This is a genomic window from Sphingobium phenoxybenzoativorans (genome assembly GCF_001757355.1).
In the GTDB taxonomy this organism is placed as follows: Bacteria; Pseudomonadota; Alphaproteobacteria; order Sphingomonadales; family Sphingomonadaceae; genus Sphingobium; species Sphingobium phenoxybenzoativorans.
This window is the reverse complement of record NZ_MINO01000031.1, coordinates 22,356-43,406: the sequence shown is the minus strand read 5'-3', so window position 1 is coordinate 43,406 and position 21,051 is coordinate 22,356. Positions and strand designations below refer to the sequence as shown.

Genomic DNA, 21,051 nt, shown 5'->3' with positions numbered 1-21,051 from the left:
CTATCAGGCGACAACGCCGCTCGCGCCGGAGGCGTTTGAGGCGATGGTCCCGCTGCTGCGCGATCAGTTCGGCAATCCGCACAGTGCGCACCGGATGGGGCGTCAGGCGGCGGCGGTCGTGGAGGTGGCGCGGGACGCGGTTTCGGCGGCGTTGGGATTGCCCGGCGGCAGGCTGATCTTCACCTCCGGCGCGACCGAGGCGCTGAACATCGCCATCGCCGGAGCCGCGCGCCTTGCCGGGCCGGACCGGCGGAAGATCGTCACGATCGCGACCGAACATGCGGCGGTGCGCGATACGGTGGAGGCGATGGCGCATCATGGCTATGAGGCGGTGCTGCTGCCCGTCGGCCCGGACGGCCTTGTCGATCTGGAGCGGGCGCGGCGGGAAATCGACAAGGGTACGGCTCTGGTCGCGGCGATGCTGGTGAATAATGAGATCGGCGTGATCCAGCCGGTCGAGGCGCTCGCCGCCCTGGCGCGGGATGCCGGGGCGCTGTTCCTGTGCGACGCGGTGCAGGGTTTCGGCAGGGTTCCCATACCCGCCAATGCCGACATGATCGCGATCAGCGCCCACAAGGTGCATGGGCCGAAGGGCATTGGCGGCCTGTGGCTGCGGGACGGCCTTGCCCTGCCGCCGCTGATCCATGGCGGCGGGCAAGAGGGAGGATTGCGTTCCGGCACATTGTCGCCTGCGCTTTGTGCGGGTTTCGGTGCGGCCGCGCGGCTGCTTGGTAGCGGCATGCAAAGTGACGCCGCGCATGTTGAAACGCTCTGGAACGCGGCATTGGCCCTGTTTCCCGGCTGGATCGTTAATGGCAGTATGACCCGGCGATATCATGGCAATCTCAACATCCGCCGGGCGGGTCTGGACGGGGCAAGATTGCTCTCCGATTGCCGGGATGTCTCATTTTCGCTCGGTTCTGCCTGTGCGAGCGGGTCAGGCAGGCCAAGCCATGTCTTGCAAGCCCTTGGATTGTCGCAGAAAGAGGCTGGGGGATCAGTGCGGATCGGATTCGGCCGATACACGACGCTGGAAGAATTGGAGAGGGCCGGAGAGGCGATCAATCGAGCGGCGGGCCAACAGGACATGCCGCCGCAGGGGGCGCTGTAATCTATGGTCTGGGTCAAGTTCATCAGTGCCGACGGCAAGAAACGCGATGAGGTTTTCGCGCAGCCGGGGCAGATACTTCTCGACGTGGCGCAGGCGAACGGCCAGCCGCTGGAGGGCACGTGCGAGGGGCAGATGGCCTGCTCTACATGCCATGTCATCATCGATCCCGCCGATTTCGCTAAGCTGCCGCGCGCCAGCGAAGCGGAGGAGGATATGCTTGACCTCGCCGCGTCCGCCACGCGCAACAGCCGGCTTTCGTGCCAGATCGTGATCGACGAGAGCTATGATACGCTGACCGTGCGCATGCCCGCGGAAAGCCGGAACATGCAGGGCATGTGACGCTGCGGCGCGTTGTTCTTCCTGCACAAGCCATCTGAAAACCGGCCGGAAACGGACTGCATGCGCTGCGGTTTATAGTCCAACAAAGGCGAAGGTTCCTACAAAATCCTATTTTTAAATCACTGATATATCATGATAATTTTGCGCAAAAAGTGCTGACACCGTCGCATTCGCCTTCGCATTCGCGCGCATGGCGCGGCCGGGCGAAGCCGTCCCGGCGCCCGTGTCAGCCCGATCTTGCCAATCCATAAGCTTTCCCCCATATGCCGCGCCGGGAGTCGGGCGGGCGCGGTCGTCGCCAACCTGGTCAGGTCCTGACGGAAGCAGCCACAACGATTTTGCCGCGGGTCGTTCCGGCTCCCACCTCATGTCCCGCAAGCCATCGTTTCCACGCGATACGGGCCTTTTCGACAGGCCCGGCGCTTAGGGTTAATAAGGGCCTCATGACCGATTCCCCTCAGCCCTATCGCGTGCTTGCCCGCAAATACCGCCCGCGGAATTTCGACGAGCTGATCGGCCAGGATGCGATGGTGCAGACGCTGGCCAACGCCATCAAGCGCGGCCGGCTGGCCCATGCCTTCCTGATGACCGGCGTGCGCGGGGTCGGCAAGACGTCCACGGCGCGGCTGATCGCCAAGGCTTTGAATTGCATCGGCCCGGACGGGCAGGGCGGTCCGACCATCGACCCGTGCGGCGTGTGTGAGCCGTGCAGGGCGATCGCCGAGGGCCGCCATATCGACGTGATCGAGATGGACGCCGCCAGCCATACCGGCGTCGACGATGTGCGCGAGATCATCGAGTCCGTGCGCTATGCGGCGGTGTCCGCCCGCTACAAGATCTACATCATCGACGAAGTGCACATGCTGTCGAAGAATGCCTTCAACGCGCTCCTCAAGACGCTGGAGGAGCCGCCGGCGCATGTGAAATTCCTGTTCGCCACGACAGAGGTGAACAAGGTGCCGGTGACGGTGCTTTCCCGCTGCCAGCGTTTCGACCTGCGGCGCATCCCGGCGGAAAAGCTGGCCGCGCACTTCGCCCATGTGACCCAGGCGGAGGATGTGCAGGCGGAGCCGGACGCGCTGGCGCTGATCGCGCAGGCGGCGGAGGGGTCGGCGCGCGACGGCCTTTCGATCCTCGACCAGGCGATCGCTCATGCCGACACCAGCGGCGACGCGCCGACCGTGACCGCCGCGCAGGTGCGCGAGATGCTGGGCCTGTCCGATCGCGGCGCGACCCGCAGGCTGCTGGGGCTGTTGCTGGAGGGCAGGGCGCAGGACATGCTGGCGGCGCTGGATGAGCAGCATCAGCTTGGCGTCGAGCCGCTGGCGCTGATGCGCGGCCTGCTGGAGCTGGTTCATGCCGTGACCATCGCGAAGGCAGGGCGCGGCGCCGACGATCCGGCGCAATCGGCCGAGGAGCGGGAGATGCTGGCGGACTGGGCCAGCCAGATCGGCTTCGCGCCGCTGCACCGGATATGGCAGCTCTTGCTCAAGGGGCATGATGAGGTCGCCAATGCCGGGCTGCCGCGCGAGGCGTGCGAAATGGCGCTGCTGCGTATCGTTCACGCCGCCAGCCTGCCCGATCCCAGCGATCTGGCGCGGATGATCCAGCAGGGCGGGGTGTCCGGTGGCGCGGGACAGGCTGCGCCAGCGAAGGATGCCCCCGGCGCTGGCTCCGAAAGCGCGGCGCAATGGCCGCCGACCTTCGCCGCGCTGGTCGATGCCTTGTGGAAAAATTCCGGTTTCCTCGCCGATCAGATCGAGCATGAGGCGCGGCTGGTGCGCTATGCGCCGCCGGAGCTGGCGCTGAACATGGCCCGGCCGGTCGCGGACGATTTCCTGCGGAAACTGACCGAGGCGCTCAAGACCGCCACCGGTCAGCGCTGGGTCGTGACGCTGGCGGAGGGCGAGGGCGAACCAACCCTTGGCGAGCAGAAGGCCGAGAGCGAGATGCAGGCCCGGCAGGCGATATTGGATACGCCCGTGGTGCGGGCGGCGATGACGGCGTTCCCGGACGCCGATCTGGTCGAAGACAATGAGCAATGGAGTGCGAGCGGATGAAGGATCTCAACGAGATACTCGGCATGGCCAGCCGGGTTCAGGAGGAGCTGACCAAGGCGCAGGAAAATCTCGACAAGATCGAGGTTGAGGGCGTTTCGGGCGGCGGCATCGTGCGGGTCACGGCGACCGCCAAGGGCCGCATCGTCGGCGTGTCCATCGACGAAGGGCTGCTTGCGCCTTCGGAAAAGCAGATATTGGAAGACCTGATCGCCGCCGCGTTTAACGATGCGCGCAAGAAGGCGGATGAGGCCAGCCAGTCGGAAATGAGCAAGATGACGAGCGGCCTTTCCCTGCCGCCGGGCTTCAAGCTGCCTTTCTGACCGGCGGGATTACTCCGGCATGATCGGTATGTTCGCCTTCCGTTAAGGCGGGCGGTCCTATGGTGCATGATTGATTGCCGGGGGCCGTGCGCCCATATAGCTGCATCAAAGGCTGGCGGTTCATCGGAACGGACCGGCCAACGGAGACTGCATGACCACTACCTATCCTCTGCTTCCGCTGCGCGACATCGTGGTTTTCCCGCAGATGATCGTCCCCCTGTTCGTCGGCCGCGACAAGAGCGTCGTTGCGCTGGAAAAGGCGATGGAAGCTGACAAGGACATCTTCCTGGTGTCCCAGTTGGACCCGGCCGAGGATGATCCCGACCGCGACTCGCTCTATGACACCGGCGTTGTCGCGACGGTGCTGCAACTGCTGAAGCTGCCCGACGGCACCGTGCGGGTGCTTGTCGAGGGCAAGCAGCGCGCTCTGCTCAAGGAGCTGATCCCGGACGAGGGTTATCTGCGCGCCGAGGTCGAGGTGGTGGAGGATGTTGTCGCCGAGGGACCGGAAGCCTCCGCCCTGATGCGGTCGGTCGCCGAGCAGTTCGAGAATTATGCAAAGCTCAACAAGAAACTGCCGGCCGAGACGCCGGTGCAGCTCCGCGAGATAGAGGATGCGGGCAAGCTGTCCGACGCCGTTGCTGCGAACATCAACCTCAAGGTTTCCGACAAGCAGGCGCTGCTGGTTGAGGCGGACCCGATGAAGCGGCTGGAAATGGCCTTTGCCTTCATGGAGGGCGAGCTGGGCGTGCTGCAGGTCGAGAAGAAGATCCGCGGCCGCGTAAAGCGCCAGATGGAGAAGACCCAGCGCGAATATTATCTCAACGAGCAGTTGAAGGCGATTCAGCGCGAACTGGGCAATGGCGAGGCCGAGGAGGCCGACGAACTTGCCGAGCTGCAGTCGAAAATCAACAAGCTGAAGCTCAGCAAGGAAGCCAAGACGAAGGCCAATGCCGAGCTGAAGAAGCTCAAGACCATGCAGCCCATGTCCGCCGAGGCGACCGTGGTGCGCAACTATCTGGACGTGCTGCTTGGCCTGCCCTGGGGCAAGAAAAGCAAGGTCAAGACTGACCTCAAGAAGGCGCAAGAAATCCTGGACGCGGATCATTTCGCGCTGGAGAAGGTCAAGGACCGCATCGTCGAATATCTCGCCGTGCAGGCCCGCACCAACAAGCTGAAGGGGCCGATCCTGTGCCTCGTCGGCCCTCCGGGCGTCGGCAAGACCTCGCTCGGCCGTTCCATCGCCAAGGCGACGGGCCGCGAGTTTGTGCGCCAGTCGCTGGGCGGCGTGCGCGACGAAGCGGAAATTCGCGGCCATCGCCGCACTTATATCGGTTCGCTGCCGGGCAAGATCGTCACCAACCTGAAAAAGGCTGGCGCGATGAACCCGCTGTTCCTGCTCGACGAGATCGACAAGCTGGGCCAGGATTTCCGGGGCGATCCGGCCTCCGCCCTGCTCGAAGTTCTCGATCCCGAACAGAATGCGAAGTTCCAGGACCATTATCTGGAGATCGACGTCGACCTGTCCGACGTGATGTTCGTCACGACCGCCAACAGCCTGAACCTGCCTCAGCCTCTGCTGGACCGCATGGAGATCATCCGGCTGGAGGGTTATACCGAGGATGAGAAGGTTGAGATTGCGCAGCGGCACCTGATCGCCAAGCAGGTCGAGGCGCATGGCCTGAAGGAAGACGAGTTCATTGTCACCGAGGAGGCCGTTCGCGACCTGATCCGCTATTATACCCGCGAAGCCGGCGTCCGTACGCTGGAGCGCGAGGTTGCCCGGCTGGCCCGCAAGGCGCTGCGCAAGATCGTCGAGGGCGAATTTACTCAGATCACGATCACGCCGGAAAATCTGGCCGATTATGCCGGCGTGCGGAAATTCCGCCATGGCGTCGGCGAGGAGGAAAATCAGATCGGTGCAGTGACCGGCCTTGCCTGGACCGAGGTCGGCGGCGAACTGCTGACCATCGAGGCGGTGACCGTTCCCGGCAAGGGCATGATCAGGTCGACCGGCAAGCTGGGCGATGTGATGAGCGAGTCGATTCAGGCCGCCTTCTCCTATGTGAAGGCGCGCTCACCCGGCTATGGCATCAAGCCCAGCATCTTCAACCGGAAGGACATCCACATTCACCTGCCCGAAGGCGCGGTGCCCAAAGATGGTCCGTCTGCGGGTATCGGCATGGTGACGTCCATCGTCAGCACGCTGACCGGCGTCCCTGTCCGCAAGGATGTGGCGATGACCGGCGAAGTCACGCTGCGCGGCCGGGTGCTGCCGATCGGCGGCCTGAAGGAGAAGCTGCTCGCGGCGCTGCGCGGCGGCATCAAGACCGTGCTGATCCCGGCCGACAATGAAAAGGACCTGGTTGAGATCCCGGCGAATATTCGCGACGGGCTGGAGATCATTCCCGTTTCCCATGTCGATCAGGTGCTGGCGAAGGCGCTGGCTTCCCCCCTCGAAGCCATAAGCTGGACCGAGGAGGATGACCTCGCTGCGCAGCCGCCAATGGCGCATGGCGGCGAGTCGGAAGCGGCGATTCGGCACTGATCGGCCCGTCAAAGACCAGAAAAACAGGGCATTTTGGGTCGGTGAACGGTTTTCGTCGCTTTCCCTTTGACTCTGGAATTTTCCTGAGCCTTATTGTCGCGCCTTAAGCCGATTCCTAATTCACCACACCCATTAACCAGAGAAACTAAGGGGGTTCCCAAGGCATGAACAAGCAGGATCTCATCAGCGCGGTCGCCGATGGCAGCGGGCTCAGCAAGAGCGATGCGAGCAAGGCGGTCGAAGGCGTTTTTGATTCGATCACCGCTGCCCTGAAGAAGGGTGACGAAGTCCGCCTGGTCGGGTTCGGCACCTTTTCCGTTTCGAAGCGCAAGGCTTCGACCGGCCGTAACCCCCGCACCGGCGAGACGATGACCATCAAGGCGTCGACCCAGCCGAAGTTCAAGGCGGGCAAGGGTCTGAAGGACGCCGTCAACTAATATCCATATTTTGGTCCGGAGAGGGGCCTGAAAGGGATTTGCGCGCTGCGCATCAAGGATTCGGAAAGGCCGGGCGAAAGCCCGGTCTTTTTGATTCAGCGCTGCGGCAAAGGCCAAATCGATGCTTGACGCTGGGGCGGCGCGCGCCCTATGAGCCGCCTTCTTCTGGACCCTGCGGGTCCCGTGGCGATCGTAGCTCAGTTGGTTAGAGCGCCGGTTTGTGGTACCGGAGGTCGCGGGTTCGGATCCCGTCGATCGCCCCATCTTCCCGATTTTACGCTATTCGGCGTCTGGCTTTTTGCCGGTTGGCATATTATTGCGATCTCCTGTAATTAAGTTACGAGGATTGAATGACCGCTCCCTGGGACCTGCCGGATTTTGACGATCATGAGGGCGTTCACCTTTTCCGGGATCGCGCGAGCGGGCTGACCGCGATCATCGCCGTGCATTCGACCGCGCTTGGGCCGGGTGCCGGCGGAGTGCGTTTCTGGCATTATGCCGACCGGTCGGACGCCATTACCGATGCGCTGCGGCTCTCGCGCGGCATGAGCTACAAAAATGCGATGGCGGGCCTGCCGATGGGCGGGGCGAAGGGCGTCATCCTGGCGGATGCGGACCGGTCCAAGACCCCGGCCATGTTGGAGGCGTTCGGCAAGGCGATCGACTCCCTTGGCGGGCGCTATGTGACGGCCGAGGATGTCGGCATTTCCGAAGCGGACATGATCGCGATTGCGCGCAGCACCCGCCATGTCTCCGGCTTGCCGGTGGGCGAAGGCGCGGCTGGCGGCGATCCGGGGCCTTTGACCGCCTATGGCGTCTATCTGGGCGTCAAGGCAGCGATCGCCGAGGCGGCCGGTAAGGATAGCGTTGCGGGCGTGCATGTCGCCATTCAGGGCGTAGGCAGCGTGGGCGGCGGACTGGCGCGTTATCTGGCCAAGGACGGGGCGCGGCTGACGCTGGCCGATGTGAATGGCGAGCGTGCGCAGGCGCTGGCGGATGAACTTGGCGCGGTTACGGTGTCCGCCGATGCGATCATCGGGGTGGAGGCGGACCTGTTCAGTCCCAACGCCCTTGGCGCGATCCTCAACGAATATAGCATTCCCCTGCTCAAGGCGCCCATTGTGGCGGGCGGCGCCAATAATCAGCTTGCGACCAGGGCGGACGCGGCGCGGCTGCATGGGCGCGGGATTCTCTACGCCCCGGATTATGTGATCAACGCGGGCGGCATCATCAATGTGGCGCTCGAATATCTGGGGCAGGGCGACCGGGATGAGGTCAACGGGCGGATCGAACAGATTCCCGGCCGGCTGCGGACGATATGGGCGGAAAGCCGCGCCAGCGACCGGCCTGCCGCTGATGTGGCGGACAGCATGGCGCAGAAGCTGATCGGGCGCGGTTGAGCTATTTCCCGATCGGGACGCCGAATATCGCGCTGCGCGGCTGTCCCTCCTCGGTATAGACCGCCTCCTTACCGTTGGCGCTGTAAAGCGAGACGTCGAAACCGGTCAGCGCGAAGCTTTCGAGATGCGCGCGCATGGACAGGTAGGATGGGTCCCGGAAGTGCGCGCCGAGGGCGGCCTCACTTTCCCATTCCTCAAATACATGGATCGTTGAGGGGATCAGCGGGTCGACCGACCAGTTATAGGCGATGCATCCCTTTTCCGCCCGGCTGGCTTCGATAAATTTCCGGCCTTCCCGGATGATCGCGGCGCAATCCTGCCCGTCAAATGTCAAATGGCCGGCAATCAATATCCGCATGACTCGCTCCCAGGATGATGCGGCCTGATCGGCTGTAAATAGCGACGCGTCATCTGCCGGTTGCACCAGTCCATAGGGGGAGATTGCCGGTTTTTGGGCTTTGGCATCGGCCGGGCGGCGTTCTATACCGGCGCAATGAATGACATGCGCGACACGGGCCTTACCCTGAACCCCAAATATGACCGCGACGGATTGATTGCCGCCGTGGTGACTGACGCGGCCAATGGCCAGGTCCTGATGCTTGCGCATATGAACGCGCAGGCGCTGGCGCTGACCGTGGAGAGCGGTTTTGCGCATTTCTGGTCGCGCAGCCGGCAGGCGCTCTGGAAGAAGGGGGAGACCTCCGGCAACATGCTGCAGGTCGTGGACGTGCGCATCGATTGCGACCAGGACGCGGTGTGGGTGATTGCGAACGCGCCCGGCCCAGCCTGCCATACCGGACAGCGGAGCTGCTTCTTCCGGCGGGTGACGCCCAACGGCCTGGAAGGGGTCGATGCGGCGATCTAGTTTCGCGCTCCTTCTCCTGCTTGCCGCCTGTCGTGATCCCTCGCCTTTGCAGGAAGGACGGGGTTCCGTACCCTCGGCAGGTCGGCAATCTGGCGAACAGTCGGCTTTGGAGCAAGCCGCGCTGGAGGCTGGCGTTATCGCTGATGCCGGGAAAACGGCTGTAACGGGTCTTTATCAGCGGCGGCATGAAGCCGGGCGGGATTCACTGTGCATCACGCCCGGAGACGGGAGGCGATACCGTTTTGGGCTGGAGGCGATCTTTGGCACTGAACAATATTGCCGTGGCGAGGGGACCGCGCGGCAGGTGGGCGACAAGCTGATTCTGCGTTTCACTGGCGGTTCGCAATGCCTGATCGTCGCCCAATATGATGGCGACCGGATCGCGATGCCCGGTGTTGTCGACATGAAATGCGTGGAAGTGTGCAGCGGTCGCGGATCGCTGGAAGGTGTGGCCTTCCCTCGCCTGCTGTCCGACGCCAGCGCGGCGCGATCGTTGCCGGACAGCAATGGCGAACCGCTGTGCGAGGGGCGATGAACCACTTGACGTGAACGTAAACGTCAACTAATTTATTGTCATGAACAAGATGGTCCAGATCGCGGGCATCGAGATGCCCGACCTTAATGAGCGGGACAGCTATTCGATTTCGGATCTGTCCGCAGAGTTTGGCGTCACTGCCCGCGCGCTTCGTTTCTACGAGGATGAGGGGCTTATCGCGCCTGAGCGGCAGGGCCTGTCCCGGATATATTCCCGTAGAGACCGGGCGCGCCTTGCCTGGATATTGCGGGGCAAGCGGGTCGGCTTCAGCCTGTCCGATATCCGCGAGATGATCGACCTCTACGATCTTGACGACGGGCGGGAGGCGCAGCGCCGCGTGACTGTCGACAAATGTACGGCAAGGATCGCGCTTCTGGAGCGCCAGAAGGAAGATATCGAGGCGGCGATCCATGAGCTGTCGTCCTTCGTCGCCATGGTTGAAGGCAGCGGTGGGCATTAGACTCGCCGGAAGCCCGTTTAAAAAATCACCATAATCGGAGAATAGAGATGCCCAGCTACAAAGCCCCGGTGCGGGACGTCCGCTTTGTCCTCGACCATATCGTCGGCCTGGACAGATATGCCAATCTGCCTGGATTTGCGAACCTATCCTCCGATGTGGTGGACGCGGTGCTGGAGGAAGGCGGCAAGTTTGCGGCTGAGGTCCTGTTCCCCCTGAACCAGATTGGCGATGAGGTTGGCTGCGTACGTAATGCCGACGGCTCTGTGACCACGCCGCCGGGCTTCAAGGAAGCCTATGCCCAGTTCGTCGAGGGCGGCTGGACGACTCTCCACGGACCGGAGGAATATGGCGGGCAGGGGCTGCCTGCTGTGATCTCCACGGCATTCGGAGAGTTTGTGCTGTCCGCCAACCAGTCGTTCGAACTGTATAACGGCCTGACCAATGGCGCGATTTCCGCCTTGCTGGCGAAAGGCAGCGACGAGCTGAAGGCCAAATATGTACCGAACATGGTGCTGGGCAAATGGACCGGCACTATGAACCTGACCGAACCCCATTGCGGTACGGATCTGGGCCTTATCAAGACAAAGGCGGTCCCCAACGCCGATGGCAGCTATTCCATCACCGGCACGAAGATATTCATCTCGTCCGGGGAGCAGGATCTGACCGAGAATATCATCCACCTCGTTCTGGCCAAGACGCCGGGCGCGCCGGAGAGCAGCAAAGGCATATCGCTGTTCGTAGTGCCCAAGATCCTGGTGAGCGATGATGGATCGCTGGGTGAGCGTAACGCGGTGTCCTGCGGCTCGCTGGAGCATAAGATGGGCCTGCACGGGAACGCGACATGCGTCATGAATTATGATGGCGCCACCGGCTGGCTGGTCGGTGAGGAGAATAAGGGCCTGGCGGCAATGTTCATCATGATGAACGCCGCGCGGCTTGGCGTCGGCCTGCAGGGGCTGGCGCAGGGCGAGATCGCTTATCAAAATGCGGCCCAATATGCGCATGAACGGCGTCAGGGCCGGGCGCTGACCGGTCCCAAGGAGCCGCAGGAAAAGGCCGACACGCTTTTCGTCCATCCTGACGTCCGCCGGATGCTGATGGAAGCCAAGGCGCTGACCGAAGGATTGCGCGCGCTGTGCCTGTGGGGCGCCCTGCAGGTGGACCTTAGCGAGAAGGCCCAGACGGAGGAGGAGCGGCAAGCGGCAGACGATCTGGTTTCGCTGCTCACGCCCGTCATCAAGGGCTACACCACCGACAAGGGGTTTGATGTCACGGTGGCCTGTCAGCAGGTCTATGGCGGCCATGGCTACATTGTCGAGAATGGCGTCGAGCAATATGTCCGCGATGCCCGCATCGCCCAGATATATGAGGGCACGAACGGCATCCAGGCGATGGACCTGATCGGCCGGAAGCTGCCAGCCAATGGCGGGCGCGCGATCCAGGCTCTGTTCAAGATCATCGCCGCCGAAGTGGCTGCGGGCAAGGCCAACCCCAGGACTGCGGGCATCGCCGAGGCGCTGGAAAAGGCCAATGGTCAATTGCAGGCCGCGACCATGTGGCTGATGCAGAACGCCATGGCCAATCCCGACAATGCGGGCGCTGGCGCGCACAGCTATATGCACATCATGGGCATCGTCGCGACCGGCCTGATGTGGCTGCGCATGGCGACCGCCGCCGCTGCATTGCTGGACGCAGGCGAGGGCGACGCGAAATTCCTCGAAGCCAAGCTTGTCACGGCGCGCTTCTTTGCCGAGCGGATCATGCCCGATGCAGGGGCGCTGCGGCGGAAGATAGAGGGCGGCGCCGAAGCGCTTATGGCGCTGGAGCCGGAGATGTTTCTGGCGGCCTGATGACGACATGCTCCACCTTTTTGGGTGGAGCCTTCGCTGGCGCGGGCGGCACTATGACAGGCGCGGCGGCGGGAGCCGGCTCCCTGTCCCGCATGCATTCGACGGGCGCTGCGCGTGGAAAGTCTCCGCAATTCCACAATGCGCGCTGAAGTCCGGTTCCGGCATCGTGGATATAGCTGAACGCCATTGATGGCAGGAGGGCGGGGTCGACAGGGAATTTGTCGGCCGCCTTTGCCGGTTCCATCCATGCCAGAATGCGGCACTGGACGCGCCCGCCGCAGAAGGTGTCGGCTAGTTTCGGGAAATCGTCCGGCGGCATCTTGCGATCCATCAGGACGATAAAGCCGGCGGATGCCTGGTCCACGGCGATCAGGCGCGCTCCACCGAACGGCTTGCCGATTTGTTCAGGACCGAAGGACCGCAGGGGCGCGGCCGCCAATGCTCCCGCCGCGGATGATGACTGCATACCCAGCGCCGTTTCGCCATCGGTGGCATGAGCGGGCGAGATTCGCGAGAGCAGGGCGATGAGCGGCTCGTCCCCGCTTACCGAACGGCGGAAGGCTGGTGGCGTGCCCCACCATCCAATCCAGCGGAAGAACAGATGGGTTTCGACGGCGGCCACCTTGTCGAGCGTGCCGCTCCAATAGGGCACCACCCAGTCGGTATGATAGTGGGTGGAATATCCCACCTTTCCATAGACGGCGCCGGAAAGCGCCTTCTTCGCCAGAGCGCGGGCGCGATCCCAGCCGCCGGGGGATGGCATGCGCGCCAGTGCGCCGTCGCAGGTGAAAGTGAACTGGCAGCCGGTGGTGCGTTCAGACCCCTGGAACACCACGCCGCAGACGGTTTTCGGGAAGGCGGGATGGCGCAGGCGATTGAGCACGACCTGCCCGACTGCCCGTTCGCCGACCGGATCGTCGCCCGCCTCATAGAGCATCGCCGCCGCCAGACAGTCGGTAGCGCGGGCAAGTGCAGGGGCGAGTCCGGCGAACCTGAACGGACGCGCAGCAGGATTGGGCAGGGTGGAGAAGGGGATGGCGGCGTTGAATGCCCGCGCCTGATCCCTGTCCAGCGCGACCAGCTCCATCGGCTCGACGGCGGGTGGCGGCGTACGCGGCCGGAAGGCATATGCGCGGGCTGCGGGCGCACGCACCGCCGGGCCGTCATGCCATGCGACCGCCATCGGCACGCCCGCCAGGATAGCCAGCCACAGCAGGAGCGCGGCAACGCCGGGCTGCCCCGCCGTCTCGGTCACGTCCACTTTCAGCCCATCCTCCGTCATCGGTTGCGTGCCGCGATGCGACGGATGGGCTGTAAAGGCAAGCTATTCGGGCAGGAAGTCCGGCACGGACAGATAGCGCTCGCCCGTGTCGTAATTGAACCCAAGCACCCGCGCGTCCGCGCCAAGCTCCGGCAGCTTCTGGGCGATGGCCGCCAGCGTGGCGCCGGAGGAAATGCCGACGAGCATGCCTTCCTCGCTGGCGGACCGCCGGGCATAATCCTTGGCGACCGCCGGATCGACCTGGATCACGCCATCCAGAAGCTGGGTATGCAGATTGGCGGGAATGAAGCCCGCGCCGATCCCCTGTATGGGGTGCGGGCCGGGCTGTCCGCCGCTGATGACCGGGGACAAGGTTGGCTCGACGGCGAAAACCTTCAGGTTCGGCCAGGCTTTCTTCAACACTTCCGCCGTACCGGTGATATGACCGCCGGTGCCGACACCGGTGATCAGCGCATCGAGTGGCGCATCGGCGAAGTCGGCCAGGATTTCCTGCGCCGTCGTGCGCACATGCACATCGATATTCGCGGGATTTTCGAACTGCTGCGGCATCCAGCTATCGGGCGTCTGCGCAATCAGCTCCAGCGCGCGCTCGATCGCGCCCTTCATGCCCTTTTCCTTCGGCGTCAGGTCGAAGGATGCGCCATAGGCGAGCATGAGACGCCGCCGTTCGAGCGACATGCTTTCGGGCATGACGAGGATCAGCTTGTAACCCTTGACCGCCGCCACCATGGCGAGACCGATGCCGGTGTTGCCCGATGTCGGTTCAATGATCGTGCCGCCGGGTTTCAGCGCGCCGGATGCTTCGGCCGCCTCGATCATGGCTAGAGCGATGCGGTCCTTGATGGAACCGCCGGGATTCGTGCGTTCCGACTTGATCCATACCTGCGCGTCGCCGAACAGGCGATTGATGCGGATATGCGGGGTCTTGCCGATGGTTTCCAATATGTTGGACGCCTTCATGTGACTTTCTCCTGGCTGTAGTCCGCCTCCCTTTTGTCGGGTGGGTCGAAGGTTCGGGCAAGGCGAAGCTCCGGGAAAAGCCGCGCCCATACAAGTGTAATGATAATGGCTCCCACGCCGCCTGCAATGACGGCGGCTACCGGGCCGATCAGCGCGGCCAGAAAGCCCGATTCCGCTTCGCCCAGCTCGTTGGATGCGGAAATGGTCAGTTGCGAAAGGCTGCCCACCCGGCCGCGCATCTGATCCGGCGTATGAAGCTGGATCAGCGATGTGCGAACATAGACGGAGAACATGTCCGCCGACCCCCATGCCACCATGGCGGCAAGGGCGACGGGCATGGCGTAGGGCGCCGCGATGAACGCCGTTGCGCCGAAGGTGATCGTGGCGAGGCCGAAGACAACGACAGAGGCCAGCATCTTCAAGCCAACCTCATTTTTCAGCGGCCGGAAGGAGAACCAGAGCGCTGTCACCGCCGCGCCGATTGCCGGTGCGGAGGCCAGATGGCCCAACCCGCGCGAACCGACATGAAGAATGTCGCGCGCATAGACCGGCAGCAAAGCCGTAGCCCCGGCCAGCAGCACGGCAAACAGATCGAGAGTGATCGCTGCGAGCACCAGCCGGTTCTGGCGGACATAAGCAAGTCCATCGATCATCTGGGCTATCGGGCGGCGGCTGGTGTCGCGCGGCGATTGCGGCACGCGGCCGACAAGCAGCATGGCCAGAAGCGCGAGGCAGAGCAACGATGCGCTACACGCATACGCCGCCCAAGGCTCAATCGCGTACATATACCCGCCAATGGCGGGACCGACGATCGCGCCGCCCTGCCATGCGACGCTGGAGATCGCGATGGCGTTGGGCAGCACTTCCTTGGGGATCAGGTTTGGCGCGAGGGCGCTGAACGCCGGGCCGTTGAATGCGCGGACGATGCCGACCAGCACCGCCATGGCGAAGATCAGGGGCAGCGTGATCCAGCCTTCATAGGTCGCGAATGCGAGCAGGCTTACGCCGGTTATCATGAGGCAAAGCGTGCTGCGCACGATCATCCGGCGGTCGAAATGGTCGGCCGCCCACCCGGTCACTGGCGTCAGCAGGAACAGCGGCAGAAACTGTGCCAGACCGATCAGGCCCAATTGGGCGGCGGCGGCGTGCGTGCCCATCGTCTGGCGGGCGATATTATATGCCTGCCAGGCGATGACGATCATCATCCCGTTCTGCGCAATAACCGCCGCCAGCCGCGCTACGATATAGGCGCGGAAATTGGGAAAGGTCAGGGGATGGGGCGTATGCGGGGAAGACATCGCCACGTCCTTAGTCTTACCCGTACCCCCCTCGCAAGCTGTGCTTTTCCGCCAAAGCCCGCATCCGTCTCAGCATTTCTTGCGCGCCGGAAAGCTGCGCCATCTGCCGGGTGGGGGTGTTTCGCGCGGGGCTATTTGTGGCATGGTTAGTTAATACACCCGAATCACGGGAATATCGCGCTTTTGAAGGAGAGCCGCACCGATGCGTCATGTCCTGTTGAGTCTGCTTCTTGCTGCCGTTCCTCTCACGGCTTGTTCGGAAGGACCGTCCAACCAGGCGGTGACAGTGACGGATGGTGCGGGCGTCGACCCCCAATGGGATGGTTTCAGCAAGGAATTCATCGAAGGCTATTTCAAGCATGACCCTTATTTCGCGGTCTATCAGGGGCGGCATGATTTTGACGGACAACTGCCGGACTGGAGCGAAGCGGGTCTGAAAGCGCAGATAGATTTCCTGAAGGGCGCGCTAAATAAGGCGGAAGGGTTCGACACTGGCAAGCTGTCCAAGGAACAGGCGTTCGAACGAGAATATCTGATCTCCGTGGTCAAGGGCAGGCTGTTCTGGCTGGAGGATGCCGACAAGCCGCACCGCAACCCGTCCTTCTATATCGAGAGCGGGCTTGATCCGAACGTCTACATCGCCAGGCCCTATGCCGATCCGGCGACGCGGATGAAGGCTTTCATCGCCTTCGCCAAGACGGTGCCGGGCGCGGCGGTCAACATCCGGGCGAACCTGAAAATGCCGATGCCCGCCAGTTTCATCGATTTCGGCACGGCAGGGTTCAAGGGGCTGGCGGACTATTATACCGGCGACGCAAAGGCCGCCTTTGCTTCTGTGAAGGATGAGGCGCTGCAGAAGGAATTTGACGAGGCTGCTGGCGCCGCGTCGAAGTCCATGCGCGAACTGGCCATTTGGCTGGAGAGCGGCAGGAAAACGCAAACTCAGGATTTTGCGCTTGGGGCTGATCGCTTTTCCCGCATGCTGAACGCGACGGAGATGGTCGATACGCCGCTCGATGAATTGGAGAAGGTGGGACAGGCCGATCTGAAGCGGAATCAGGATGCCCTGAAAGCCGCATGCGCCACATTCGCGCCGGGTGCGGATATTCGCGCTTGTATGGCGAAGATGAATGCGCGCAAGCCGGAAGGAGGCGTGGTCGCTGCAGCGCGCAAGCAACTGCCCGGCCTGAAGGCTTTCATCGCCGAGAAGGACATCGTATCGATCCCCGGCACGGAAGAAGCGCAAGTCGAGGAATCGCCGCCCTATAACCGGCAGAACAGCGCCTATATCGATATACCCGGACCCTATGAGAAGGGGCTGCCTTCCGTCTACTATATCTCACCGCCCGATCCGGCGTGGAGCAAGGCGGTGCAGGACGGATATGTGCCGGGTGAGAAGGACCTCTTGTTTACCTCTGTCCATGAGGTTTGGCCGGGTCATTTCCTGAATTTCCTGCACAGCAACCGGTCGAAATTCACCTTCGGTAAGATTTTCGTGGGCTACGCTTTTGCAGAAGGCTGGGCGCATTATTCGGAGGAGATGATGTGGGACGCCGGTCTGGGCAATGGCGATCCCGAAACGCATATAGGCCAGCTTTCCAATGCGTTGCTGCGCGACTGCCGCTATCTGTCGGCCATCGGCATGCATGCGCGGGGCATGACCCAGGAACAGTCCCGCAAGATGTTTGTCGAGCAATGCTATCAGGATGAAGGCAATGCGCGGCAGCAGGCTGCGCGGGGTACCTATGACCCGGCTTATCTCAACTATACGATGGCCAAGCTGTTGATCCGCAAGCTCCGCGAGGACTGGACCAAGGACAAGGGCGGCCGCACGGCCTGGAAAGCCTTCCACGATGGCTTCCTGAGCTATGGCGGCCCGCCCATTCCGCTTGTGCGCGAGCAGATGATGGGCGGTGAAGCAAAGGCGGTATTCTGATCCGCAGACGCGCTGGTCCGGCGAGCCTTAAAAAGCGATGCCGAACCGCCCGATGACGGTTGCGCCCGCATGCCGGTCAGCCGCTCTGTCGATGCTGCTATTCGCGTAACCCAGGCCTGCGGTCCAGAGGCCCTTATGGTAATTGAGCGCAACGCCATGATCCCAATAGCTTCCGTTCGGCCGTAAGCGGGCCGCGCGGATGGCGTTCCGGGTATCACCGGACGAATGGCCGGCATGGCCGGATAGGGTAAGTGGCGTTCCGGGAATGCCGACGCCAAGCTTCGCGCCAAGATAGAGATTATCTCCCCCAATCGCTGCCTGCCTGGGTGCGTATTGGGCGAGAAGATCAAGACTGGCGGGGCCAAGCAAGATGCCGCCCGTTAAGCCCAATTCGCCATAGCCCTGACCCGATGCGCCGGGAAAGGCATGATAACTTCCCTCCGCCGCCAGACGCCATGCGCCGATCTGCCGCGCATAGGCGGCTCTGAGATCGATGACCACTGCAGCGTCGCCATGGCGTTTGCCATCGGACAGGGTCGATATGTTCGTATCCAGCGTCAGGTCGTGGGTTACCGGCAGTGACAGGCCGCCCCGGACAATCGGATCGCCTTCGCTCCAGCTCAATCCCCGCCGCCGCTCGTCGCTTGCCGCCTCCAGGTAAAAGGATGGCCCGTCAAAGGATTGGGCCTGGGCGGCGGACGCCCCAGCCGATACTATGCCGCACAGGATCGCCGCCGCCCACCGGTGCATGCTAGTTCGACGCCAGGTTGCGGATCGCATCCAGCTCCGCAAGCAGCGGCGCCTGATCTCTGGCCGCGACAGCCAGCAAATGATCACGCACGGCATCATCACGACGCGCTACCTCGCGCTCGATCGCGGAACGGTCGCGTGTGCAGGCGCCGGGCTGGCTGCCCGACAATTTGTGGTCGCTGGGCAATATGCGCGCCAGCGCCGGGCCGTGGGTGAGCTTGCGATCCACCACCAGAGTCGCGGTCCAGCGGCATCGCTGCCCATCCGCTCGGTTGGGTGTAGCCGCGCCAACGGTGCGGGTCTGTATTTCCGTACGCGCGCTGTAGATGGCGTCCATCTGCATGCCGCGATGTTCGATCTGGACGGTATGAGTCGCGGCCGCGGCGGCCAGTGCGATAAGACTGAAGCTCATGACTTTCTCCTGCTTTGATGCCGGGCTATGTTGCCGATCATCACTGCCGGATTTACGTCCTCACTATTTCCCGCCCTTTGCTGAGGCATGACAAAATTCGATCCGCCTGATGCTTCAGACGTCGCCTTTCACTGTTTGTGATGCAAGGTCGTGGCGGGGAAAGCTGGTGCCGGCTGAGGGATTTGAACCCCCGACCTTCGGTTTACAAAACCGCTGCACTACCACTGTGCTAAGCCGGCGCGGACGCCCCCTTACTATCAGAGGACGCCGAACGTCCAGCCCTCGGTTGCCGCTATTTCACGGGTGAGCGGCGGTGGCGACCAATGACGGGCGTCGTCCGATGCTTTGCGCATCCACGCCGCCGTGATGATCGCATCGGTGCTATGATCGTCATAACGCGGCATGGGTCGGTGTGGCGCGCTGCCAAGGGCGGCGAGCGCCATGTCCAACAATGCCGGGTCCCGAACCTTGGTGCGGCCCTTCGGACGGCCAGCGGCGCGGGCGGCGATGCTGGTGTAGATTTCGACGATCAGAGAGCCTGCGCCAGGCAATGGGTCAAATGGCCATACCGGTACATAGGGGCGCACCTGGTGTAGCAGGCGCATCCCGGAAAAGCTGGCCTTGGCGACCTGCGCAGCGCCGATCGCGTCATAGACGGTCGAGGGCTTTCCTCCGCCACCGGCGTTATAATGCGCCTCGCAATGGCGCAGGTGCATATAGTCCGCCTTGGTGCCGTCAGCCTTGCCGAAATAAAAATGGCGGCGGTGCGTGCTTTCCAGAAAACTCGCGGCACCCAGATCCTCGTCGGCGCAGCACTGGTCGATATAGGCCCAGAACTCCGGCGCGGTCTGAGGAACGGCATCACCGGGAAGATAGCCCTGTCGATCGACAAAAGGCGGCGCGAAGCTGAAATCAAAACCAAACAAGGTGGGTTCGCAAGCGGCCTGCGCCACAAGCCAGTTGGCAACCGTCTGCCGCGACCATGCGGTCATGGGCGGCGTCACCAGCATCGGCGCATCTTCGCCAGGCGTGCAGGTCGCGATCGCTATGCCCTTATGCTTCGATCCCTTCGCGCCCGACCAATCAATGGCTACGAACCGGGCAAAGCGATTATCCGCGCGCGACATCGCGTTTCGCCGCCATCAGCCCCGCGCCTTCGCCCGCAGATCGTTCCAATAGGCGATGCGTTCAGCGATCCGTTTTTCGAAACCGCGATCGGCGGGGTGGTAGAATGATTGCGGCTGCATCTCCTCCGGCCAATAATTGTCGCCGGAAAAGCCCTCTGGGACGTCATGGTCATAGGCGTAGCCTTTGCCATAGCCGATCTCCTTCATCAGCTTCGTCGGCGCGTTGAGAATGTTTTGCGGCGGCATCAGCGACCCTGTGTCGCGGGCGGATTTCCACGCGGCCTTCTGGGCGGTGTAGGCCGCATTGGATTTGGGCGCCGTAGCACAATAGAGGCACGCCTGCACGATCGCGAGTTCGCCCTCCGGGCTTCCCAGAAACTCATAGGCGTCCTTGGCGGCAAGGCACTGGATCAGCGCCTGTGGGTCGGCAAGGCCGATATCCTCGCTGGCGAAACGGACGATGCGGCGCAGAACGTAGAGCGGCTGTTCGCCCGCCACCAGCATGCGGGCAAGATAATAGAGCGCGGCCTGCGGATCGGAACCGCGCAACGCCTTATGCAGTGCGGAAATCAGATTATAATGCCCCTCCCGGTCCTTGTCATAAACCGCGACCCGGCGGTGGAGCAGGGCGGAAAGACCGGCAGAGTCGATTGGTTCCGGGATATTCACCGAATAGAGCGTTTCCGCCTGATTGAGCAGAAAGCGTCCGTCGCCGTCTGCGCTTGCGACCAATGCCTCACGCGCGGCGGGATTGAGCGGAAGCGGGCGCCCGGTCAGCGCTTCCGCACGGTCGAGAAGTTTTTCCAGCGCGTCGCTGTCGAGCCTGCGGAGGATCAGCACCTGCGCGCGCGACAGAAGCGCGGCTTTCAGTTCGAAGCTGGGATTTTCGGTCGTCGCGCCGACCAGTGTGACGGTGCCGTCCTCAACAAAAGGCAGGAAGCTATCCTGCTGGGCGCGATTGAAGCGGTGGATTTCATCCACGAAAAGGAGGGTCTTGCGGCCGAGCTTTGCATGCTCACGAGCCGTGGCGAAAACCTTCTTGAGATCGGCTACGCCGGAGAAAACCGCCGAAATGGGTTCGAAGCGCATGTCGACCGCATCGGCAAGCAGGCGGGATATCGTTGTCTTGCCTGTGCCGGGCGGACCCCAGAAGATGATCGAGGATAGCCGTCCCGCCGCGATCATCCGGCCGATCGCGCCTTCCGGTCCCGTCAGATGTTCCTGCCCGACCACCTCGCCCAGATTGCGCGGGCGCAGGCGATCGGCGAGCGGCGCATCCTCCCGCACCGCTTCTTCGCCATTCTGCGCTTCATCCCTGAAAAGATCAGCCATTCTCACTCCGGTCTATCGAGGATATAGGG

At 62.9% G+C, this 21,051-nt stretch carries 20 protein-coding genes, 2 tRNA genes and 1 other RNA gene; 14 read left to right on the top strand and 9 right to left on the bottom strand.

The window, feature by feature from the left end; translation table 11 throughout:
• The 9 genes from BHQ40_RS14740 to BHQ40_RS14700 form a co-directional block, all read left to right on the top strand.
• Window positions 1-1,111, top strand: a 1,111-nt coding sequence (locus tag BHQ40_RS14740; RefSeq protein ID WP_070156617.1) for a cysteine desulfurase family protein, incomplete at its 5' end; no start/stop codon positions are given.
• A 3-nt stretch (window positions 1,112-1,114) separates the two neighbouring features.
• A complete protein-coding gene (locus BHQ40_RS14735) occupies window positions 1,115-1,450 on the top strand; it encodes a 2Fe-2S iron-sulfur cluster-binding protein (protein WP_070156616.1) in 336 nt (111 codons plus the stop codon).
• A gap of 270 nt (window positions 1,451-1,720) precedes the next feature.
• Window positions 1,721-1,818, top strand: an RNA gene (gene ffs / locus BHQ40_RS14730) — signal recognition particle sRNA small type.
• 75 nt (window positions 1,819-1,893) lie between these two features.
• Window positions 1,894-3,510, top strand: coding sequence for a DNA polymerase III subunit gamma/tau (locus BHQ40_RS14725; protein WP_070156615.1), 1,617 nt, complete (start codon window positions 1,894-1,896; stop codon window positions 3,508-3,510).
• Window positions 3,507-3,830, top strand: coding sequence for a YbaB/EbfC family nucleoid-associated protein (locus tag BHQ40_RS14720; protein ID WP_070156614.1), 324 nt, complete (start codon window positions 3,507-3,509; stop codon window positions 3,828-3,830). The genes BHQ40_RS14725 and BHQ40_RS14720 overlap by 4 nt, the downstream gene beginning before the upstream one ends.
• Before the next feature lie 151 nt (window positions 3,831-3,981).
• The gene (gene lon, locus BHQ40_RS14715) at window positions 3,982-6,378 is read left to right on the top strand and encodes an endopeptidase La (RefSeq protein WP_070156613.1); all 2,397 of its coding nucleotides are present in this window, start codon (window positions 3,982-3,984) and stop codon (window positions 6,376-6,378) included.
• 164 nt (window positions 6,379-6,542) lie between these two features.
• On the top strand, window positions 6,543-6,815 hold the full coding sequence (locus BHQ40_RS14710) for an HU family DNA-binding protein (protein WP_070156612.1): 273 nt from the start codon (window positions 6,543-6,545) through the stop codon (window positions 6,813-6,815).
• Between the two features lie 186 nt (window positions 6,816-7,001).
• Window positions 7,002-7,078 (top strand) — tRNA-His (locus tag BHQ40_RS14705).
• Window positions 7,079-7,165: 87 nt separating this feature from the next.
• The gene (locus BHQ40_RS14700; RefSeq protein ID WP_070156611.1) at window positions 7,166-8,215 is read left to right on the top strand and encodes a Glu/Leu/Phe/Val family dehydrogenase; all 1,050 of its coding nucleotides are present in this window, start codon (window positions 7,166-7,168) and stop codon (window positions 8,213-8,215) included.
• Window position 8,216: 1 nt separating this feature from the next.
• On the opposite strand, the gene BHQ40_RS14695 is transcribed toward BHQ40_RS14700, so the two are convergent.
• Complete coding sequence (locus BHQ40_RS14695) at window positions 8,217-8,573, bottom strand: putative quinol monooxygenase (protein WP_070156610.1); 357 nt, start codon at window positions 8,571-8,573, stop codon at window positions 8,217-8,219.
• A gap of 135 nt (window positions 8,574-8,708) precedes the next feature.
• Here BHQ40_RS14695 and hisI point away from each other — a divergent pair, with 135 nt between their 5' ends.
• From hisI to BHQ40_RS14675, 4 genes are read left to right on the top strand one after another with little or no spacing between them, the layout of a single operon-like run.
• Window positions 8,709-9,080: a phosphoribosyl-AMP cyclohydrolase gene (hisI, locus tag BHQ40_RS14690; RefSeq protein WP_070156621.1), complete on the top strand. Its 372-nt coding sequence runs from the start codon at window positions 8,709-8,711 to the stop codon at window positions 9,078-9,080.
• Window positions 9,067-9,615, top strand: coding sequence for a hypothetical protein (locus BHQ40_RS14685; protein WP_070156609.1), 549 nt, complete (start codon window positions 9,067-9,069; stop codon window positions 9,613-9,615). The genes hisI and BHQ40_RS14685 overlap by 14 nt, the downstream gene beginning before the upstream one ends.
• Window positions 9,616-9,655: 40 nt before the next feature.
• Entirely contained in the window at window positions 9,656-10,075 is a 420-nt protein-coding gene (locus BHQ40_RS14680; protein WP_070156608.1) for a MerR family transcriptional regulator, read from the top strand.
• 47 nt (window positions 10,076-10,122) lie between these two features.
• Entirely contained in the window at window positions 10,123-11,925 is a 1,803-nt protein-coding gene (locus tag BHQ40_RS14675; RefSeq protein ID WP_070156607.1) for an acyl-CoA dehydrogenase C-terminal domain-containing protein, read from the top strand.
• On the opposite strand, the gene BHQ40_RS14670 is transcribed toward BHQ40_RS14675, so the two are convergent.
• The 3 genes from BHQ40_RS14670 to BHQ40_RS14660 are packed head-to-tail and all read right to left on the bottom strand — an operon-like array spanning window position 11,888 to window position 15,465.
• Complete coding sequence (locus BHQ40_RS14670) at window positions 11,888-13,207, bottom strand: cell wall hydrolase (RefSeq protein WP_070156606.1); 1,320 nt, start codon at window positions 13,205-13,207, stop codon at window positions 11,888-11,890. The genes BHQ40_RS14675 and BHQ40_RS14670 overlap by 38 nt on opposite strands.
• Window positions 13,208-13,249: 42 nt before the next feature.
• Complete coding sequence (gene cysK, locus BHQ40_RS14665) at window positions 13,250-14,167, bottom strand: cysteine synthase A (protein WP_070156605.1); 918 nt, start codon at window positions 14,165-14,167, stop codon at window positions 13,250-13,252.
• Complete coding sequence (locus BHQ40_RS14660) at window positions 14,164-15,465, bottom strand: MFS transporter (RefSeq protein ID WP_070156604.1); 1,302 nt, start codon at window positions 15,463-15,465, stop codon at window positions 14,164-14,166. Before BHQ40_RS14660 ends, cysK begins: the two co-directional genes overlap by 4 nt.
• Before the next feature lie 202 nt (window positions 15,466-15,667).
• Between BHQ40_RS14660 and BHQ40_RS14655 the strand changes: the two genes are divergently transcribed.
• Window positions 15,668-17,401: a DUF885 domain-containing protein gene (locus tag BHQ40_RS14655; RefSeq protein WP_070156603.1), complete on the top strand. Its 1,734-nt coding sequence runs from the start codon at window positions 15,668-15,670 to the stop codon at window positions 17,399-17,401.
• A gap of 27 nt (window positions 17,402-17,428) precedes the next feature.
• On the opposite strand, the gene BHQ40_RS14650 is transcribed toward BHQ40_RS14655, so the two are convergent.
• The 5 genes from BHQ40_RS14650 to BHQ40_RS14630 form a co-directional block, all read right to left on the bottom strand.
• Window positions 17,429-18,151, bottom strand: a complete 723-nt coding sequence (locus BHQ40_RS14650) for a TorF family putative porin (RefSeq protein WP_070156602.1) — start codon at window positions 18,149-18,151, stop codon at window positions 17,429-17,431.
• A 1-nt stretch (window position 18,152) separates the two neighbouring features.
• A complete protein-coding gene (locus BHQ40_RS14645) occupies window positions 18,153-18,563 on the bottom strand; it encodes a hypothetical protein (protein WP_070156601.1) in 411 nt (136 codons plus the stop codon).
• Between the two features lie 164 nt (window positions 18,564-18,727).
• Window positions 18,728-18,802 (bottom strand) — tRNA-Thr (locus tag BHQ40_RS14640).
• 18 nt (window positions 18,803-18,820) lie between these two features.
• On the bottom strand, window positions 18,821-19,690 hold the full coding sequence (locus tag BHQ40_RS14635; protein ID WP_070156600.1) for a hypothetical protein: 870 nt from the start codon (window positions 19,688-19,690) through the stop codon (window positions 18,821-18,823).
• 15 nt (window positions 19,691-19,705) lie between these two features.
• Window positions 19,706-21,022 (bottom strand): replication-associated recombination protein A, encoded by a 1,317-nt coding sequence (locus tag BHQ40_RS14630; RefSeq protein ID WP_070156599.1) that lies wholly within the window; start codon window positions 21,020-21,022, stop codon window positions 19,706-19,708.
• Window positions 21,023-21,051: the final 29 nt, after the last annotated feature.

What these genes read in the sequence shown, in the direction of transcription:
- lon (WP_070156613.1), top strand. Translation starts at nt 3,982, where the DNA reads ATGACCACTACCTATCCTCTGCTTCCGCTGCGCGACATCGTGGTTTTC.
- BHQ40_RS14660 (WP_070156604.1), bottom strand. Translation starts at nt 15,465, where the DNA reads ATGTCTTCCCCGCATACGCCCCATCCCCTGACCTTTCCCAATTTCCGC.
- BHQ40_RS14630 (WP_070156599.1), bottom strand. Translation starts at nt 21,022, where the DNA reads ATGGCTGATCTTTTCAGGGATGAAGCGCAGAATGGCGAAGAAGCGGTG.
- BHQ40_RS14695 (WP_070156610.1), bottom strand. Translation starts at nt 8,573, where the DNA reads ATGCGGATATTGATTGCCGGCCATTTGACATTTGACGGGCAGGATTGC.
- BHQ40_RS14645 (WP_070156601.1), bottom strand. Translation starts at nt 18,563, where the DNA reads ATGAGCTTCAGTCTTATCGCACTGGCCGCCGCGGCCGCGACTCATACC.
- cysK (WP_070156605.1), bottom strand. Translation starts at nt 14,167, where the DNA reads ATGAAGGCGTCCAACATATTGGAAACCATCGGCAAGACCCCGCATATC.
- BHQ40_RS14670 (WP_070156606.1), bottom strand. Translation starts at nt 13,207, where the DNA reads ATGACGGAGGATGGGCTGAAAGTGGACGTGACCGAGACGGCGGGGCAG.
- BHQ40_RS14685 (WP_070156609.1), top strand. Translation starts at nt 9,067, where the DNA reads ATGCGGCGATCTAGTTTCGCGCTCCTTCTCCTGCTTGCCGCCTGTCGT.
- hisI (WP_070156621.1), top strand. Translation starts at nt 8,709, where the DNA reads ATGAATGACATGCGCGACACGGGCCTTACCCTGAACCCCAAATATGAC.
- BHQ40_RS14650 (WP_070156602.1), bottom strand. Translation starts at nt 18,151, where the DNA reads ATGCACCGGTGGGCGGCGGCGATCCTGTGCGGCATAGTATCGGCTGGG.
- BHQ40_RS14720 (WP_070156614.1), top strand. Translation starts at nt 3,507, where the DNA reads ATGAAGGATCTCAACGAGATACTCGGCATGGCCAGCCGGGTTCAGGAG.
- BHQ40_RS14680 (WP_070156608.1), top strand. Translation starts at nt 9,656, where the DNA reads ATGAACAAGATGGTCCAGATCGCGGGCATCGAGATGCCCGACCTTAAT.
- BHQ40_RS14725 (WP_070156615.1), top strand. Translation starts at nt 1,894, where the DNA reads ATGACCGATTCCCCTCAGCCCTATCGCGTGCTTGCCCGCAAATACCGC.
- BHQ40_RS14735 (WP_070156616.1), top strand. Translation starts at nt 1,115, where the DNA reads ATGGTCTGGGTCAAGTTCATCAGTGCCGACGGCAAGAAACGCGATGAG.
- BHQ40_RS14675 (WP_070156607.1), top strand. Translation starts at nt 10,123, where the DNA reads ATGCCCAGCTACAAAGCCCCGGTGCGGGACGTCCGCTTTGTCCTCGAC.
- BHQ40_RS14700 (WP_070156611.1), top strand. Translation starts at nt 7,166, where the DNA reads ATGACCGCTCCCTGGGACCTGCCGGATTTTGACGATCATGAGGGCGTT.
- BHQ40_RS14710 (WP_070156612.1), top strand. Translation starts at nt 6,543, where the DNA reads ATGAACAAGCAGGATCTCATCAGCGCGGTCGCCGATGGCAGCGGGCTC.
- BHQ40_RS14635 (WP_070156600.1), bottom strand. Translation starts at nt 19,690, where the DNA reads ATGTCGCGCGCGGATAATCGCTTTGCCCGGTTCGTAGCCATTGATTGG.
- BHQ40_RS14655 (WP_070156603.1), top strand. Translation starts at nt 15,668, where the DNA reads ATGCGTCATGTCCTGTTGAGTCTGCTTCTTGCTGCCGTTCCTCTCACG.